This window comes from Variovorax sp. GW821-FHT10B04, assembly GCF_059415645.1.
The window spans coordinates 163,770-181,004 of record NZ_JBWKNQ010000011.1 but is presented as its reverse complement, the minus strand read 5'-3'; the positions used below and the strand labels follow the sequence as shown (position 1 = coordinate 181,004).

Sequence of the window (17,235 nt, the reverse complement as noted above, 5' to 3'; positions counted from 1 at the left end):
TCCTTCCCTTTACTCTATCGACGCGCCGCCGCCCGGGCGGGCGAGCTCAGTCTTCCAGCAACGAGCGCAGCATCCACGCGGTCTGGTCGTGCACGGTGCAGCGCGCGGTCAGCATGTCGGCCGTCGGGTCGTCGCTGGCCTCCTCGGCAACCGGGATGAATTCACGCGCGATGCGCGACACGGTCTCGTGGCCCTTGACCAGGATGCGCACCATCTCGGTCGCCTTCGGCGGGGTCTGCGGCACATCGGGCACGGTCGCGATCTTGCTGAACTCGGCGTACGAACCCGGCGCGTAGTGGCCCAAGGCCCGAATGCGCTCGGCGATCACGTCCGTCGCGCTCCACAGCTCGGTGTATTGCGTCATGAACATGGCATGCAGCGAGTTGAAGTGCGGCCCGGTCACGTTCCAGTGGAAATTGTGGGTCGTGAGGTACAGCGTGTAGGTGTCGGCCAGCACGCGGCTCAAGCCTTCGGCAATGGCGGCGCGGTCCTGGTGGCTGATGCCGATGTTGATGATCGGCGCATTGCGGCTACCCGATTCCTGCGAAACCAGTGCCCCACCCTTGGTCGGCACCTTGCCGCCGGACGAGGCAGCGATGTCGGGCAGTTTCGATTTCTTCAACGGCTTGCTGGGTGCTTTGGCCATGGCAATGGATCCTTGTTGGTTTGAGTGACAGGTAGCGACTGTAGAAGCCGATCAGCGGCATCGCAACAGCGAGACTCTATCTCGCCGATTGGGACGCCCCGTCAGTCGACGCCGGACTCAGGAGAGACGTTTGACGCCGGCCAGTTCGCAGGCGTAGATCGCATTGCGCAGCGCCGCGATCGCTTCGTAGCGGGTGAAGCTGCGGCGCCAGGCCAGCACGACGCGGCGCGTTGGCGGCTCTCGGCCCTGGCCATCGCTGATCGGCAGGTAGCGGACCATCTCGCTGTCCTTGCGCCCGCGCTTCGGCTTCAGCGCGTCGTTCGGCACCGACAGCCGCGGCACCAGCGTCACACCCATGCCCGAAGCCACCATGTGCTTGATCGTCTCCAGCGACGAACCCTCGAAGCTCTTGCGAATGCCCTCTGCGTTGCTGGAAAAGCGCGCGAACTCGGGGCACACCTCCAGCACGTGATCGCGAAAGCAGTGGCCGGTGCCGAGCAGCAGCATGGTCTCGTTGCGCAATTCGGCGGACGTGATCGACGTGCGTGCGGCCAGCGGATGCGCAGCCGGCACCACGGCGACGAAAGGCTCGTCGTACAGCGCGGCGATCGCCAGGCCGGTGTCCGGGAAGGGCTCGGCCATGATGGCGCAGTCGATTTCGCCGGCGCGCAGCATGTCCAGCAGCTTGGCGGTGAAGTTCTCCTGCAGCACCAGCGGCATCTGCGGTGTGCTCGCGATGTTCTGGCGCACCAGGTCGGGCAGCAGGTAGGGGCCGATCGTGTAGATCACGCCGAGGTTCAGCGGGCCGGCCAGCGGGTCCTTGCCGCGCTTGGCGATCTCCTTGATGCTGGCCGCCTGGTCGAGCACGGTCTGCGCCTGCTGCACGATCTGCTCGCCGAGGGGCGTGACGGTCACTTCGCCGGCACTGCGCTCGAAGAGCTTCACCTCGAGTTCGTCCTCGAGTTTCTTGATGGCGACGGACAGGGTCGGCTGCGAGACGTAGCAGGACTCCGCCGCCTTGCCGAAGTGCCGCTCCCGCGCCACGGCAACGATGTATTTGAGTTCGGTCAGGGTCATAGCTTTTAACAATTATCGCCCGCCCTCGATGACGCGATGCCGCGTCAGGCTTTCAGGTACTCGGCCTTGCTGCCGAGCCAGCGATCGATGTGCTTGCGGGCCAGGTCGGGATGCTGATCGAGCATGCGGGGTGCGAGTTCGCGCGCCCAGTCGAGCAGCAGGACATCGGTTTCGAGGTCGGCGAAGCGCAGCAGGGGTGCGCCGGACTGACGGGCGCCGAGGAACTCGCCGGGGCCGCGGATCTCGAGGTCGCGGCGGGCGATCTCGAAGCCGTCGGAGGTTTCCGCCATCGCGCGCAACCGTGCCCGCGCGGTCTCGCCGACACGTCCGCCCTCGTTCGGCGCATAGAGCAGCACGCAGGCCGAGGCCGCGGCGCCACGGCCGACCCGTCCACGCAACTGGTGCAGCTGCGACAAGCCGAAGCGCTCCGCATGTTCGATCACCATCAGCGACGCGTTCGGCACGTCGACCCCGACCTCGATCACCGTGGTGCTGACCAGCACCTGCACTTCGTTGGCCGTGAAGCGCGCCATCACCTCCTGCTTCTCGGCGGTCGGCATGCGCGAATGCAGCAGCCCGACCTGCACGTCGTCGCCGAGCATGCCGGCCAGCTCGTCGCGGGTTTCGGTGGCGTTGCGCAGGTCGACGGCCTCGCTCTCCTCGATCAGCGGACAGACCCAGTAGACCTGCCGGCCCTGCGCCAGCTGGTGGCGGATGCGGTCGATCACCTCGTCGCGGCGGTGCTCGGCGATCAACCGCGTGATGATCGGCGTGCGGCCGGGTGGCAGTTCGTCGAGCGTGGAAACATCCAGGTCGGCGTAATAGCTCATCGCCAGCGTGCGCGGGATCGGCGTGGCGCTCATCATGAGCAGGTGCGGCTCGAGGCCTGGCGCCGGCACGCCGTGGCCGCCGTGGCCGGAGTCGGCCTCCGCCGCCTTGCCGCGCAGCGCCAGCCGCTGGGCCACGCCGAAGCGGTGCTGCTCGTCGATGATCGCGAGCGCCAGGCGCTTGAAGCGCACCTTCTCGGAGATCACGGCGTGCGTGCCGATGACAAGTGCGGCCTCGCCGCTCTCGACGGCGCTGGCCATCACGTCGCGCTCCTTCTTCTTCTGGCTGCCGGTGAGCCAGGCAACGCGCAAGCCACGCGCGGCCAGCAACGGGTCGAGCCAGCCGACCAGCTTGCCGAAATGCTGCGCAGCGAGGATCTCGGTCGGCGCCATCAGCGCGCATTGGAAGCCGGCGTCGATGCAGCGTGCCGCCGCCAGCGCCGCCACCACGGTCTTGCCGGAACCGACGTCGCCCTGCAGCAGCCGGTGCATCGGCGCATCGCGCGCGATGTCGCGCGTGATCTCGTCGACCACGCGGGCTTGCGCGCCGGTCAACGCGAACGGCAGCACCGCCATCAACTGCGCGTAGAGCGCGCCGGGCGCATCGGAAGGCGGCAACACCGGCGCGCGCTGCGCCGCGCGTTCGCGCCGCGCCTGGTGCTGCGACAGCTGCTGCGCGAGGAGTTCCTCGGCCTTCAGTCGCTGCCAGGCCGGATGGCTGTGGTCTTCCAGCGCGGCGATCGACACGTCGGGCGTCGGGTAGTGCAGGAAGTTCAGCGCGCGGCGCAGGTCCCACGCGTCGCCCCGCAAGCCGACCGGACCGGGCACGGTCTCGTCCAGCACCGCACGCGCCAGACCGGCGCGCACCTCGCGCCGCAACGCAGGCTGCGCGAGCCCGGCGACCGTCGGATACACCGGCGTCAACGCCTCGGGCAACTGGGTGCCGGCCGCCTTCACGACCGGATGCATCATCTGCCGCCCCAGGAAGCCGCCGCGCACCTCGCCACGCAAACGCACGCGCGCGCCGACTTCCAACTGCTTCTGCTGCGACGGATAGAAATTGAAGAAGCGCAGCTGGCAGGTCTCGCCGCCGTCGTCGACCATCACGATCAGCTGGCGGCGCGGACGATAGCTGACCTCGCTCTCGATGACGGTGGCCTCGATCTGGCCGCTCTCGCCATCGCGCAGATCGGCCAGCCGCACGATGCGGGTTTCGTCCTCGTAGCGCAGCGGCAGGTAGAGCGCGAAGTCGATCGGCCGCAGCAGGCCGAGCTTGCGCAGCGCACGCTGGACCGGGCTCAGGCCGGAGCCGGGCGCAGCCGGCGGCGCGGGAACGGCCAACGGCGCTGCCCCGGCGGTGGTGCGGGGCAAAGACGGGGCGGCGGGCACCTTGGCAGTCGGCATGGGACAATTCTGCCCGGCTCCAGGCACCGTCCTGGCGCCATTCCCATTCATTTCCCACCGCCTCCTTGGCACGGGCCCGTCCGGCCCTCAAGCACCATGCGCGCCTTCACGCTTTCCGATTTCGATTTCGACCTGCCCCCCGAACTGGTGGCGCAGCACCCCGCCACCGAGCGCACATCGTCCCGCCTCCTCGACGGCACGGCCGAGCAGCCGGTCGACCGCATCTTCCGCGACCTGCCCGATCTGCTGCGCAGCGGCGACCTGCTGGTCTTCAACGACACCCGCGTGGTCAAGGCACGGCTGTTCGGCGAAAAGCCGACGGGCGGCAAGCTGGAGCTGCTGGTCGAGCGCGTGCTGCAGGGCCAGGAAGCGGTGTGCCACATGAAGGTCAGCAAGAAGCCACCCGTCGGCACCACGCTGCAGATGGTCGGCGGCTTCACGGCGACGCTGCTCGGCCGCTGGCCGGAACAAGACGGCGCCCTCTTCCGCTTCGCCTTCGAGAGCCCGGCCGGCGAAGACCCGTATGCGCTGATGGCGCGCTGCGGCCACGTGCCGCTGCCGCCCTACATCGAACACACCGACTCGGCCGAGGACGAAAGCCGCTACCAGACCGTGTTCGCGCGCGTGCCCGGCGCGGTGGCCGCACCGACCGCCGCCTTGCACTTCGACGAGGGCCTGCTGGCCGCGCTCGAGGCCCGCGGCGTGCAGCGCGCCAGCGTCACGCTGCACGTCGGCGCCGGCACCTTCCAGCCGGTGAAGACCGAGAACATCGCCGAACACACCATGCACGCCGAGCGCTACGAAGTGCCCGACGCCACGCAACGCGCCATCGCCGACTGCAAGGCGCGCGGCGGGCGCGTGGTCGCGGTCGGCACGACGACCGTGCGCACGCTCGAGTCGTGGGCGAAGAGCGGCGAGCCGTCGGGCGACACGCGCATCTTCATCACGCCGGGCTTCGACTTTGCGCACGTCGACCTGCTGATCACCAACTTCCACCTGCCCAAGAGCACGCTGATGATGCTGGTCAGCGCGCTGGCCGGCTACGAGCGCGTGATGACGCTGTACGCGCATGCCATCGCCGAGCGCTACCGCTTCTTCAGCTACGGCGACGCCATGCTGCTGGCGCGCCAATCCGATTGAACGACATGCTGAACTTCGAACTCCTCAAGACCGACCCGGCCAGCCATGCGCGCCGCGGCACGCTCACCCTGAACCACGGCGTCGTGCAGACGCCGATCTTCATGCCCGTGGGTACCTACGGCACCGTCAAGGGCGTGATGCCGCGCAGCCTGGAAGAGATGGGCGCGCAGATCATCCTGGGCAACACCTTCCACCTGTGGATGCGGCCCGGCCTCGACGTGATGGCCAGCTTCGGCGGGCTGCACGGCTTCGAGAAATGGGACAAGCCGATCCTGACCGACTCGGGCGGCTTCCAGGTCTGGTCGCTCGGCGCGATGCGCAAGATCAGCGAGGAAGGCGTGAAGTTCGCGTCGCCCGTCAACGGCGACAAGCTGTTCCTCACGCCCGAGGTCTCGATGCAGATCCAGACCATCCTGAACAGCGACATCGTCATGCAGTTCGACGAGTGCACGCCCTACGACACCAACGGCCACATCACGACCGAGGCCGAGGCGCGCACGTCGATGGAACTCAGCCTGCGCTGGGCCAGGCGGTGCCAGGCCGAATTCGACAAGCTGCAGAACCCGAACGCGCTGTTCGGCATCGTGCAGGGCGGCATGTTCGAGAACCTGCGCGAGGAGTCCCTCGCAGCGCTGGTCGACATGGACTTCCCCGGCTATGCGATCGGTGGCGTGAGCGTGGGTGAGCCCAAGGACGAGATGCTGCACATCATGGGCCACACACCGCACCGGCTGCCCGCCCACAAGCCGCGCTACCTGATGGGCGTGGGCACGCCCGAGGACCTGGTGCAGGGCGTGGCCGACGGCGTCGACATGTTCGACTGCGTGATGCCGACGCGCAATGCGCGCAACGGCACGCTGTTCACGCGTTTCGGCGACCTGAAGATGCGCAACGCGCGCCACAAGAGCGATCCGCAGCCGATCGACCCGAGCTGCACCTGCCACGCATGCGCCGGAACGTCGGGCGTGTCATGGAACGACGGCGGCCGCGAAGGCTTCAGCCGTGCCTACCTGCACCACCTCGACCGTTGCGGCGAGATGCTCGGGCCGATGCTCACGACCATCCACAACCTGCACTACTACCTGAACCTGATGCGCGAGATCCGCGAGTCGCTCGATGCCGGGCGTTTCGCGGAATTCAGGCTGCAGTTCAAGAGCGAGCGGGCGCGCGGCGTCTAGCGCGCCCCCAAAAAAAGCCCGTCGACGACGGGCTTTTTCATTGGCGAGCCGATGAACGAATCAATCGCGAAGTTCTGCCGGCACCGTGCCGCCGTTCGCGGCCAGCTTCGTCATCACCTGGCGATGCAGCCAGATGTTCATCTTGGCGCTGTCGCTGGTGTCCTCGCCGTAGCTCAGCTCGGCGGCCAGTTCCTTGCGCGCCGCGAGGCTGCTGTCGAGGCCGAGCAGCTTCATCAGGTCGACGATCGAGGTGCGCCAGTTCAGGCTCTTGGCGCCGGGCATGGCGTCGAGCACCGCAGCGACGTCGACCAGGGGAATGGCGGGCGGCGGTGCCGCTGCGGCGGTCGACGCCGGTGCCGGCGCGACGGGTGCGGTCGGCGCGGCCGGCGCAGCGGATGGCGCCGGCGAAGGCGCTGCCTGGGATGACGGGAAGATCTTGCCGAGGATGCTGCCGAAGATGCTCATGGAAACTCCTGAAGTGTCGTGTCTGCTGAAAAGGCCGCCCAGGTTCTATCACGCGCCCGCGACGGTTGGCGTCGTCGAATCCCCCAAGCGCGGCACGCCATGGGCCGCCGCGCCACAGGCATGGCAGTACTTCGAAAACGCGCTCTTGCGGGCGTCGCAGCGGCCGCAGTGGTCGAACAGTCCGATACCGCAATGCGGGCAGAAGTCGATCTCCGGATTCTTCAGGTCGACCGGCCGCTCGCAGCCGGGGCACACGCCCTTGGCGAGCCGCGCCAGCGCGGTGTCGTAGCCCAGTTCCTCGCGCCGCACGGTTTCCGGCTGTGCCTCCGCCAGCTTCTGCCGCGCCAGGTAGCGGTTGAGCCCGACGATCGCATAGCGCCCGACCAGCACCGTCAGCACGATGCCGACCAGGTAGCGCACATAGCCGCCGTAGCTCGGCAGGTACGGCACGAGCTCGACGAAGAACGCGAACAGCGCGAAGAAGATGAAGCCCCAGACGAAGGGCCAGTAGGTGCTCTTGCGCTTCTTCGCGAACAGCCAGCCGGCCACCACCAGCAACGGCAGCGTGAGCGCCAGCCGATAGCCGAACACGCGCAGCTCGACGCGGCGGTATTCGGCATCGAGCCGTTGCTGCGCGGCCTGTTCGAGCACGTCGAGTTCGCTGCGTGATCGCTCGGCCGCCTGGCGTGCATCGAGCGCGATCTGCTGCTGGGCACCGACGTCCCGCTGCGCGGCCTCCTCCTTCTGCTTGAGCGCGTCGAGCGCGCGGGTGCGTGCGATCAGCTCGGGGTCCTGGTCGGGCTGGGCGGTGGCGCGTCGTGTCGCGATCCAGTTGGCGAAGGTTTCGCGCGCGTTCTGGCTGGCCTGCTGGGCGGCAGAGAGCTTGAGCTCGGCTTGCGCCAGGTCGCCGTCGGCCTTCGTCTCTCGCCGCGCGCTCTGCTCGAGCGCGGCGCGCAGCGGGTCGGCGGCCGCACGGTCGATGAAATCGTCGAGCTTCAGGGCGTGCTCCACCTTCGGCAGGTCGCCGACGAGGGTGCTGCCGAGGCCGATGAGGAAGCTCGCGAACACGAAGGCGACCAGCCAGAGGCCGCGACGGAACCATTTTTCGGACAGGCGCAAGGACTTGCTCATGGAATCTCCTGATGGGTTCTTGTCGATTGGCGGACGGATACAGCCGGACCATTCTGGTTCATGGCTGCAGCACGACCGGCGCCGTGCCCAGGCCGGCACGCGGCAGCCAGTCGAAGACCGAATCGGCCGTGACGGTTTCGATGCGGTCCGAGAAGCGCTTGTCGTTCGGATGGTCGTCGAAGGCCACGTTGGCCGCCGTCATCCGACCGCCCAGACGCGTGAGCGGGCCGAGCTTCAGCACGGTCGGCTCGTAACCCTTGAACTGCAGCCAGGCCTGCGCCTGCGCGCGCGTGCCGATGGTGGCGGGCTCCATCGCCGCGGCCAGCGTCTCGATCGCCCACTGGTTCGACTGCTGGTAGCGCTGGCCCCAGGCATAGCTCACCAGGCTGTACGGCGCCACATGCAGCCGGGTGATGCGCGCGGGCGGCTGCTGCAGCAAGGCCAGCCACTGCGCCTGCACGGCCGGCGTCGGCACCGACCACGCGGCCTGGTAGCGCCACAGGCCGTCGAGGAAGAACTCGCCGAGCCCCTGCCGATAGATCGCGGCCACGGCGGTGCCGCATTCGTTCAGCTTGTGGACCACGCGCCATGAACCCTCGTCGGTCCGGTAGGCGATGCCCATGTGCGACCAGCGCAGGCCGTAGCGGCCGAGGTCCTGGCCGGTGCGCGCCAGCAGCACCACGCGCGCACCGCTCGCATCCAGCGACTGCGCGGTCCGCTCGGCCAGTTGCATGCCCTTCGTGATGGACGCAGCGGTCTGCCGAAGCGGCTCGCAGGAGCGCCCGGCATGCGCGCCGGCGGCCAGCAGGCCCAGCGATGCGATCGCCAGGGTGAAGGAGATCCAAAGCCGGCGCATCACGTCAGCCTCTCGTTGTGCAACAGCGCGCGGCCGAGCGCGTTCGGAATGAAAGCCAGCACCTCGCCGGCGGCCGACAGCACGACGCCGCTGCCGATCACGCTCACGGCGACCGCGGTTCCGGCCACCATCGAGGCACCCTGCGCCACCTGCCCCGACACGCGGACGCTGACGCGGGCACCGTCAGAGACGCGTTCGAGCAGGTAGACCGTGCCGTCGACCGATGCTTCGACCGCCACCACCGCGAGCACCGCGCCGCCGACCGACAGCGCCGCCGGCAACGCGACGACCGAACCGGCCGCAGCGCCCGCAGACGCCGCTGCGCCCACCACCGATGCGACCGGCAGCATCGACAACGCGGCCGATGCCTCGCTCTGCGCGCTGGCCGTGGAAGGAAGGGAGAAAGCAAGTGCCGCGGATGCGGCCATGCAGAGGGCGCCGAGAGAAGTCCTGATCCTCATGATGCGTGCCGGCAGGGAGACTGCCGCGAAGTGAAGGTGGCCGGATGATGGGCCGCCACCTTCTCCTCGGCATCGAATCAATATGCCGGTGCCACGCCGTGCGTCATGAAGTAGCTGTATTCGATACCCGCGACTTGGGCCTCGAATCGCGATGCAGGTCGTAGCGGTTGTACGGGCGCTCGATGCCGGCGAGCCGCACCGCGATCGCTTCCAGCAGGTTCTGCGTCGGTGCGGGCAGGCCCGGTGGAAAGATCAGCAACGGCAGCAACAACCCCGCGACCACCAGTGGCCAACGCAGGTCGGGCCGCGCCTGACGCCGCGCCAGGGCCAGGAACACCGCGCTCACGGTGACGCCGAGCACGTAGCCGGTCACGACCTCCGACACCGAATGCGCATCCACCGCCAGCCGCGAAAAACCGATCCCGGCCGCCAGCAGCCAGCCGAACACCACCGCGCCGATGCGCACCGGCCGGCGCCAGCGTGCCGCCAGCAGCCACAGCACGACCGGCCAGACGCTGGCCGAGATCGCCGTGTGGCCGCTGAAACCGGTGAAGTTGAAGCTGCGGCTGCCGATGCCCCAGCCCATGAAGGCCAGCTTGGACAGCAGGATCACCAGGCTGCCCGCACCGAACACGACGCACCAGAGCCAGGCGGTGCCGCGCGTGCGTGGGGCAATGGCCAGCGCCAGCAGGATCAGCAGCGACGCGGGTATCAGCAGGCCGCTGTCGCCCAGCCAGGTAAAGGCGTGCCAGAAAGCGGGCGGGATGATGCCGGGCAGCGCCCAGGACGGGTCGACCGCGCGCATCAGGCCGCGAGCAATCGGCCGACGCGATCGCGCAGCACGTCGGGCTCGACCTCCGCCGGCGCCATCGGCGTGCCGACGTGGAGGCCGACGCGGCTGTAGAAGCCGCGCCGGAAAGGCTTGGCCATCGCGACGTGCTTGCCATCACGCACTTCCACGCGGCTGAAGAACGAGCCCCAGAGGTTGGTCAGCGCCATCGGCACCACCGGCGGCTCGACGCCGCGCGCGGCGGCCATCTCGAGGATCTTCATCACGCCGCCCTTGAACGGCTGCAGCTCGCCGTCGCGGGTGAGCGCACCCTCAGGAAAGATCGCCAGCAGGTCGCCGTCCACCAGCACCTGAACGGCCTGCGCGAACGCAGCTTCGTAGGCGGCCGGGTCTTCTTTCTGCGGCGCGATCGGGATCGCCTTGGCAAGCTTGAACACGCGGCCGAGCAGCGGCACGCGAAAGATCTGGTGGTCCATGATGAAGCGGATCGGCCGCGGGCTGGCCGCCATCAGCAGCACCGCGTCGATGAAGCTCACGTGGTTGCACACCAGCACCGCCGCGCCCTCGGCCGGAATGTGTTCGGCGCCGCGGATGCGAAAGCGATAGACGAAGTTCGACAGGCCCCAGGACAGGAAGCGCAACAGGTATTCGGGCACGAGCATGAAGATGTAGAAGGCGACCACCGCGTTCGCGATGCCGGTGAAGAGAAAGATCTGCGGGATGGTGAACCCTGCTCCCAGCAAGACGCCTGCCAGCACCGAGCTGGCGATCATGAACAGCGCATTGAGGATGTTGTTGGCCGCGATGATGCGGGCGCGATGTGTCGGCTGGCTGCGCATCTGGATCAGCGCATACATCGGCACGCTGTAGAGCCCGGCAAACAGCGACAGCAACCCGAGGTCGGCCATCACGCGCCAGTGCGCGGCCTGCGCCACGAAAGTGCGCAGGCCCATGCCGGCCGCTGGCGGCAGCGCACGGGAAGCGAAGTAGAGATCGATCGCGAACACGCTCATGCCGATCGCGCCCAGCGGCACCAGGCCGATCTCGACCTGGCGGCGGCTCAGCGTTTCGCACAGCAGCGAGCCGATGCCGATGCCGACCGAGAACACCACCAGCAGCAGCGACGCCACCTGCTCGTCGCCATGCAGCACGTCCTTGGCGAAGCTCGGGAACTGGCTCAGGAACACCGCGCCGAAGAACCACATCCACGAAATGCCGAGCAGCGAGCGGAACACGACGACGTTGCCATATGCCAGCCGCAGGTTGCGCCAGGTCTCGCTGAACGGGTTCCAGTTGATGGCGAGCGCCGGATCGGTCGCCGGCGCCGACGGAATCGCCTGCGCCACGCCGCGGCCGACCAGTGCCAGCAGCAGGCAGGCGACGGCGACCGTGCCATGCCCGATGCCCGGCAACGCGACCAGCAAACCGCCGGCCACCTGCCCGAGCAGGATGGCGACGAATGTCCCCATCTCGACCATGCCGTTGCCACCGGTGAGTTCGCGCGGTGCCAGCACCTGCGGCAGGTAGGCGAACTTGACCGGGCCGAACAGCGTGGAATGCAGTCCCATCAGGAACACGCAGCCCAGCAGCACCACCGCATCGGCGCGGAAGAAGCCCCAGGCCGCGATCGCCATGATCGCGATCTCCAGGTTCTTCACGAAACGGATCATCTTCGTCTTGTCGAACTTGTCCGTCAGCTGGCCCGAGGTGGCCGAGAACAACAGGAAGGGCAGGATGAACAGCGCGCCGATCACCAGGCCGGCCATCTCGGGCGGCATCCAGCTCAGCTGCAGCTGGTAGGTCACCATCACGGTGAAGGCGAACTTGAAGAGGTTGTCGTTGGCCGCGCCCGCGAACTGGGTCCAGAAGAAGGGCGCGAAGCGGCGCTGGCGCAGCAAGGCGAACTGGTTGGCGTGCGCGTCGGCAGCAGGTGCGGGGTCGGCGGGTGTGGTCATTCGGATCTCGCTGTCAGGCGTCCTCGGGCATGCGGGGCACCGCTGCGCCAGGGATTGTGCAGCAGCCATCGCGTCCGGCAGATTACGCAATGGCAAAGTCCACAGGAATCGAGATTCGATACGATGCCGCCTGAATCGCCCCTCGGTATCCTCATTCGATACTGCATCGCCTTCACCGGGAGACGCCCATGAGCACCACCGCCGACCTCGTCCTCGCCATCAAGCGCGAGCTCAAGAGTGCGCGCATGACCTACGCCGACCTGGCGCACGCGCTGGGCATGGCGGAATCGAGCGTGAAGCGCATGCTCGCCAGAGGCGACATGCCACTCGGACGGATCGACGCCATCTGCCGCGCGCTGAAGATCGACTTCGCCGAACTCGCGCGCCGCGTGGCCGACGCACAGCCGCTGCTGACCGAGCTCACGCAGGAGCAGGAAAAGGCCGTCGTGCGCGACGAGAAGCTCATGCTCGTGGCCATCAACGTGCTGAGCCAGTGGACGCTGGAACAGATCGTGTCGACCTACCGCATCAGCGAGGCCGAATGCATCGCCTGCCTCGCGCAGCTCGACCGGATCGGCATCATCGAGCTGCGCCCGCTGAACCGCTATCGGCTGAAGATCGCCAAGACCTTCCGCTGGCGGCCGCATGGCCCGGTGATGGACTTCTTCCGCGAGAACGTGGTGCTCGACTACTACCGCGGCGGCTTCGACGGCCCGTCCGAAGGTCTTCTGCTGGTGCACGGCACCATCAGCCGCGCGCTCGCACCTTCCTTCCTCGAGCGGCTGCAGCGCGTGGCGCAGGACTTCGCGCAGCAGCACCAGGCCGACCAGAAGCTGGCGGACGCCGAGCGCGAGGGCTACGTGCTGCTGCTCGGCATGCGCAACTGGGAGTTCGAGCGCTTCGCGCAGATGCGCCGCTAGCCCCTGCCGGCGTGTCCAGCTCGCCGCCGACCGCCCACGGCGCGCCCTCCCGCTTCGCTCCTCAAAACGCACTTTCGGTTCCCGGTCACGATGCGCCGGCTCCGAGCTTTCGTTTGCCGGAACGTGCCGTCGCAAGATGTGTTGCACCAGTTTCGCAACGTGGAGATTGCCACCATGGATGATGTCCAGCCCCGATACGCGCTCTCGATGCGCGCCACGCTCCTCGAGTTTGCCGGCGTCGATGCCGGCCTTCTTTTCTGCGCCTTCCTGCGCAACGCCCTGCTGTTCGTCTATGCCGATTCCGGCGTGCTGGTCTACCGGCCGCACCAGCAACGCACACTCGCCTTGCGGCTGCACACCGAATGCAGCGCCATCGCCCATCGGTTCATGTGGCTGTGCCAGGACGACTTTCGTGGCGGCGCCATCTCCGCGCGGGCCCTGGAGGGCTATTCCAGCAACGTCCGCCACATGGGCAGCCGGGCTCGTGCCGGCAGCCGCGCCGAAACCATTGCGCTGACGCGGCTCATGCGCCGGGAAGACGCCACCTTCGAATTCAGGACCAGCGCATTCGACCCGGCCCGCTATGCGCGGAACATGGAAAAGGCCCTGCAGGACAGCGTCGGTCTGTCACCGGTCGAAATGAACATCGTGTTCATGTCTTGGGCCGACGTGTTTTCCAAGGTCATGCGCGGCACCTACCTGAAGTACCAGAACGTCCTCGAAGGCTGGCCCCGCATGATGGTCGAGACGCAGCAGGACTTCGCCGACTGCTGACCTTGCGCGCGTTCTCAAAAAAACCCGTTGCGGAAAAGATGCTCATAGGGCCGCGCCACCGGCAGGCTTTCCGGCCGGTTCTGCATCCGGATGAACAAGCGCCCCAGGTCGTCGCGCTTGGCCAGCGACGCACGCCGGGCATTGATGATGTAGCCGCGATGGATGCGCCAGAACTGGTCCGCATTCACGAAAGGCTCGATGGCATACAGGCTCATGCGCAGCGTTCCCTCCTGCCCCTGCAGCACCACGCGGGTGTGCTTGCGGTCGGCCTGCAGGTACAGCACCTCGTCGAGCGGAACGATGATCAGGTCGTCGCCGCGCAGGATGCGCACCATGGTCGGCGCACTGGTGCGGCCCGACTCGGCCTGCACCGCCGACTGCGCCGCGGCCGTGCGTTCCGCCGCCAGGCGAACGGCCTGCTGCTCCGCGCGGTCCAGCGCCCGCTCGAAGCGCGCGCGCTGCACGGGCTTGACGATGAAATCGATGGCGGTCGTTTCGAAAGCCTGCAGCGCCGACGACGCGTCGCCGGTCACGTAGATGATGGGCGGCGCGGACGTCAGCTTGCGCATCACGTCGATGCCGTTCGCCTCCGCGAAGCTCACATCCAGGATGCACAGCGAGGGTCGTTCGCTTTCCAGCAGCTCCGGCAGGGCGTCGAGGTCGCGCAATGCGGCGACCACCGTCCAGTGCGGGCGCAGGGTCGCGAGAAGGTCCTGGATGTATTTGAGCTGCGCCGCGTCGTCATCGGCGATCAGCACGGTCATCGACAGCGTCATGGCGAAACCTCCCTGGCCTGCGGCACGCGCACCGTCCAGTGCAGCGTGCCGTCGTCCACCAGCATCTCGTGGTTGGGCTGTGCGCCGGCTTCCAGGCCGAAGCGTTCGGCCAGGCTGTTGACCTCCGCACGCAACTTGACGGCGATGCCGACCACCGCCTCGTCGTGCAGCGAGGCGCGCAGGCTGTAGGCCCAGGGGCCGGGCGCCAGGTCGAAAGACAGCTGCAACTGCAGCTTTGCCGTGCGCACGCTGTCGCCCGGCAGCGCGCGCATCAGTGCAGACACAAGGTCGCACGACAGATGGCGCTGCACCCGCATGCCGCTGCGGCCGGCACGGCCATCGGCCTCGGCGCCGGGCGTGAACGCGAAGGCGATGGCGAGTGCCCGGTTCACTTCCACGAGCCGGACATAGCTCAGCAGAAGTTCGAGCTCTTCATGGACCGGGACTGACCTGTCGTTGCCGTCGCGGAAAACGACGTGGAGGTAGTCGGCCACCGCGAAGAGCCGGGGATCTTCTTCCTGCGTTTTTTCATGGAAATGGGCGGCCAGCTGGTTGAGGCTGTTCATCACCAGATGAACGTCGGCGAGCGTGGGTGGGTCGGGAATGAGTTCGGCGTCGGGCGCCGCACCCACCGGATTCCGGCGAGGGCCGGGGCCTGAAAAAAGCGTTGGCGTCATGTCGATTCGAGTAAGGAGAGTGACGGCATTGGCGCCGGGGGCAGAAATTTTCAGGTGCTTTGGAGCGCGCTCTGGATGAGTGTTCGAAGGTGCATTTTTTAGGATCGAAACGGGCGGTTTGGGGATTGAATGAGGGGCTTCCGTGCGTGTGAAATCGAGTTGCGAGACTTACCTCCGATGCTTGATCTGCGAATTGATAGCAGCTCGCGAATGCCGGAAGCTCAAATCCCCATAAAAACACTTAGCAAACTTAACCTTCCATCACCTCAAAAATAAAATACCCCGCAGTTGCGGGGTATTTTCAATGCTCCGTCTGAAATTTATTCAACAACAAATTTCAGCATAACAAAGTCTTTTCTCCATGCATCACCCCTCAATTTATTATTAAATTACAACACTTAACATAACTATATTAGCCAAGGAAACACCCATCCCGCCGGCGTCGTAGGCGTCGTTTCCGAACTGCTGAATTACTCCACCAACCCATTGAGCTGGCACCGGGCCGATATTCGCGTCACCGGCATAGCCTTCATACCAAGTGGTGTTCGATGACCAAATTCTTGTCGTGTCAGCATCCGTGTTCTCAAATGGTCGAAGCGCAAGAAGCGCAGCAATGGCCTGGCTATCATCACTGCCATGGAAAGACACGGTGACGCCATTAACAACGGCGCTCACGGTGCCGCCATTTGTCACGCCTCCCGGCGCAAAGATGGCATCCAACTGAGTATGTGTAAGTTTGTCAACCTGCGGCGCTGTGTCGTCAAAAATACTTCCGCGGGTTAAAGCACCATCCTTATTTGTATCCAGGAAATAATAGACAATATTCGTGCCAGCAACCTGATATGGATCTATCAATTGCCCAATGCTACCAAGATCAATGGTAGCCGGCGGCCCCAAATAGTAATTCTGCGAAATACTATCCGACGCCGAATTGCTATTCCCAGCGTTGTCCGAATAAGCCCCGCTCGCCACTGACAACGACAGCGAGCCAGCGCCCGACCCAGTCGGCGTCGCCACCACCGAGTAATGCGTGGCATCGATCCGCGTGAATGCGCTCAACGTCGCATGGCTCGCACTGATGTCGCTCTGCGTGAAGCCGGTGACCGCTTCGGTGAAAGTGAAGTTGTAGGTCGACGGGCCGGTGATGGTTCCGCTTTGGGTGCCAGAAATGGTCAGGTCCGGCCCCGTCGTGTCGATCACGATGCTCTGCGCCGCAGAAGACACCGCGGTGTTGCCGGCGGTGTCCACCAGGTTGGCGCTCAGCGTGTGACCTGTCGACGACAAGGAAACGCCGGTGTAGTCGTAGCTCCAGGCGCCACCATTGACCGTGCTGAAGCCGACGTGCATGCCGTCGACGAACACGTCCACATGGGAGCCGTTGGCCGCGGTGCTGCTGCCTTGGATCACCAGCGTGGAGTCGTTGGTCAGGAAGTCGGTGCCCGACGAGCCGGTGTCGTTCGAGATGCCGGTCACCGCGATCGAGGCAGCGGCCAGCGGATCGGCCGCGCCACCGGGCAGCGTGGCGCCGCTCGGATCGACGATCACCTGGTGGGTCGAACTCACCGCGATATTGCCGGCCGCGTCCACCAGGTTGGCCTGCAGTTGGTAGATGCCGCTGTCGAGGGCCACGCTCCTGTAGTCATAGGCCCAGGCGCCGCTGATCACCGTGACATAGCCGAGGTGCACGCCGTTGAGCAGCACGTCGACATAGGTGCCATCGGCGGCGTTGCTGCTGCCGCTGAAGATCAGCGTCTGGTCGTTGGTGTTGAAGTCCGTGGACGACACGCCGCTGTCGATCGTGATGGCGGCGATGCCGATGGCCCTGGTCGCCAGCGGGTCGGGTGCACCGCCCGGCAGCGTGGCACCGCTCGGATCGACGATCACCTGTTGCACCGCCGAGACCACGGCGATGTTGCCCGCCAGGTCGACCAGATCGGCCTGCAACTGGTACACGCCGCTGTCCAGCGTCGTGCCGGTGTAGTCATAGGTCCACACGCCGCCGACGACCGTGGTGTAGCCCAGGTGAACGCCGTTGAGCAGCACGTCGACGTGCGAGCCATCGGCTGCATTGCTGCTGCCGCTGAAGACCAGCGTCTGGTCGTTGGTGTTGAAGTCCGTGGACGACACGCCGCTGTCGATCGTGATCGCGCCGACCGCG

General features: G+C 66.6%; 16 protein-coding genes. 4 read left to right on the top strand and 12 right to left on the bottom strand.

Going from position 1 to position 17,235, the window contains the following annotated elements; translation table 11 throughout:
• Window positions 1–46 precede the first annotated feature (46 nt).
• The 3 genes from AC07PZ_RS24380 to recG all read right to left on the bottom strand — a co-directional run bounded on the left by AC07PZ_RS24380 (window position 47) and on the right by recG (window position 3,954).
• Complete coding sequence (locus AC07PZ_RS24380) at window positions 47–646, bottom strand: Dps family protein (protein ID WP_495297731.1); 600 nt, start codon at window positions 644–646, stop codon at window positions 47–49.
• A gap of 117 nt (window positions 647–763) precedes the next feature.
• Complete coding sequence (locus tag AC07PZ_RS24375) at window positions 764–1,723, bottom strand: LysR substrate-binding domain-containing protein (RefSeq protein WP_495297730.1); 960 nt, start codon at window positions 1,721–1,723, stop codon at window positions 764–766.
• A 44-nt stretch (window positions 1,724–1,767) separates the two neighbouring features.
• Window positions 1,768–3,954: an ATP-dependent DNA helicase RecG gene (recG, locus tag AC07PZ_RS24370; protein WP_495297729.1), complete on the bottom strand. Its 2,187-nt coding sequence runs from the start codon at window positions 3,952–3,954 to the stop codon at window positions 1,768–1,770.
• Window positions 3,955–4,050: 96 nt separating this feature from the next.
• Between recG and queA the strand changes: the two genes are divergently transcribed.
• Window positions 4,051–5,094, top strand: a complete 1,044-nt coding sequence (queA, locus tag AC07PZ_RS24365; RefSeq protein WP_495297728.1) for a tRNA preQ1(34) S-adenosylmethionine ribosyltransferase-isomerase QueA — start codon at window positions 4,051–4,053, stop codon at window positions 5,092–5,094.
• Between the two features lie 5 nt (window positions 5,095–5,099).
• Window positions 5,100–6,272 carry a tRNA guanosine(34) transglycosylase Tgt gene (gene tgt, locus AC07PZ_RS24360; RefSeq protein WP_495297727.1) on the top strand — a complete coding sequence of 391 codons (1,173 nt, stop codon included), beginning with the start codon at window positions 5,100–5,102 and terminating at the stop codon, window positions 6,270–6,272.
• A gap of 60 nt (window positions 6,273–6,332) precedes the next feature.
• On the opposite strand, the gene AC07PZ_RS24355 is transcribed toward tgt, so the two are convergent.
• From AC07PZ_RS24355 to AC07PZ_RS24330, 6 genes are all read right to left on the bottom strand, one after another.
• Window positions 6,333–6,737 carry a DUF3597 domain-containing protein gene (locus tag AC07PZ_RS24355; RefSeq protein ID WP_495297726.1) on the bottom strand — a complete coding sequence of 135 codons (405 nt, stop codon included), beginning with the start codon at window positions 6,735–6,737 and terminating at the stop codon, window positions 6,333–6,335.
• A 48-nt stretch (window positions 6,738–6,785) separates the two neighbouring features.
• Complete coding sequence (locus AC07PZ_RS24350) at window positions 6,786–7,868, bottom strand: serine endopeptidase (RefSeq protein ID WP_495297725.1); 1,083 nt, start codon at window positions 7,866–7,868, stop codon at window positions 6,786–6,788.
• Between the two features lie 58 nt (window positions 7,869–7,926).
• Window positions 7,927–8,724, bottom strand: a complete 798-nt coding sequence (locus AC07PZ_RS24345; protein ID WP_495297724.1) for a DUF2145 domain-containing protein — start codon at window positions 8,722–8,724, stop codon at window positions 7,927–7,929.
• Window positions 8,724–9,152: a hypothetical protein gene (locus AC07PZ_RS24340; RefSeq protein WP_495297723.1), complete on the bottom strand. Its 429-nt coding sequence runs from the start codon at window positions 9,150–9,152 to the stop codon at window positions 8,724–8,726. The genes AC07PZ_RS24345 and AC07PZ_RS24340 overlap by 1 nt, the downstream gene beginning before the upstream one ends.
• Before the next feature lie 136 nt (window positions 9,153–9,288).
• Window positions 9,289–9,990, bottom strand: coding sequence for a phosphatase PAP2 family protein (locus AC07PZ_RS24335; RefSeq protein WP_495297722.1), 702 nt, complete (start codon window positions 9,988–9,990; stop codon window positions 9,289–9,291).
• Entirely contained in the window at window positions 9,990–11,930 is a 1,941-nt protein-coding gene (locus tag AC07PZ_RS24330) for an MFS transporter (protein WP_495297721.1), read from the bottom strand. Before AC07PZ_RS24330 ends, AC07PZ_RS24335 begins: the two co-directional genes overlap by 1 nt.
• A 188-nt stretch (window positions 11,931–12,118) precedes the next feature.
• Between AC07PZ_RS24330 and AC07PZ_RS24325 the strand changes: the two genes are divergently transcribed.
• Entirely contained in the window at window positions 12,119–12,850 is a 732-nt protein-coding gene (locus AC07PZ_RS24325) for a helix-turn-helix domain-containing protein (protein ID WP_495297720.1), read from the top strand.
• Window positions 12,851–13,024: 174 nt separating this feature from the next.
• Entirely contained in the window at window positions 13,025–13,624 is a 600-nt protein-coding gene (locus tag AC07PZ_RS24320; protein WP_495297719.1) for a hypothetical protein, read from the top strand.
• 14 nt (window positions 13,625–13,638) lie between these two features.
• Here AC07PZ_RS24320 and AC07PZ_RS24315 read toward each other — a convergent pair whose 3' ends face one another.
• From AC07PZ_RS24315 to AC07PZ_RS24305, 3 genes are all read right to left on the bottom strand, one after another.
• Window positions 13,639–14,400: a LytR/AlgR family response regulator transcription factor gene (locus AC07PZ_RS24315; RefSeq protein ID WP_495297718.1), complete on the bottom strand. Its 762-nt coding sequence runs from the start codon at window positions 14,398–14,400 to the stop codon at window positions 13,639–13,641.
• Window positions 14,397–15,077 carry a hypothetical protein gene (locus tag AC07PZ_RS24310; RefSeq protein ID WP_495297717.1) on the bottom strand — a complete coding sequence of 227 codons (681 nt, stop codon included), beginning with the start codon at window positions 15,075–15,077 and terminating at the stop codon, window positions 14,397–14,399. Before AC07PZ_RS24310 ends, AC07PZ_RS24315 begins: the two co-directional genes overlap by 4 nt.
• 384 nt (window positions 15,078–15,461) lie before the next feature.
• Window positions 15,462–17,235 (bottom strand): Ig-like domain-containing protein (locus tag AC07PZ_RS24305; protein WP_495297716.1); only part of this gene is annotated, 1,774 nt, incomplete at its 5' end.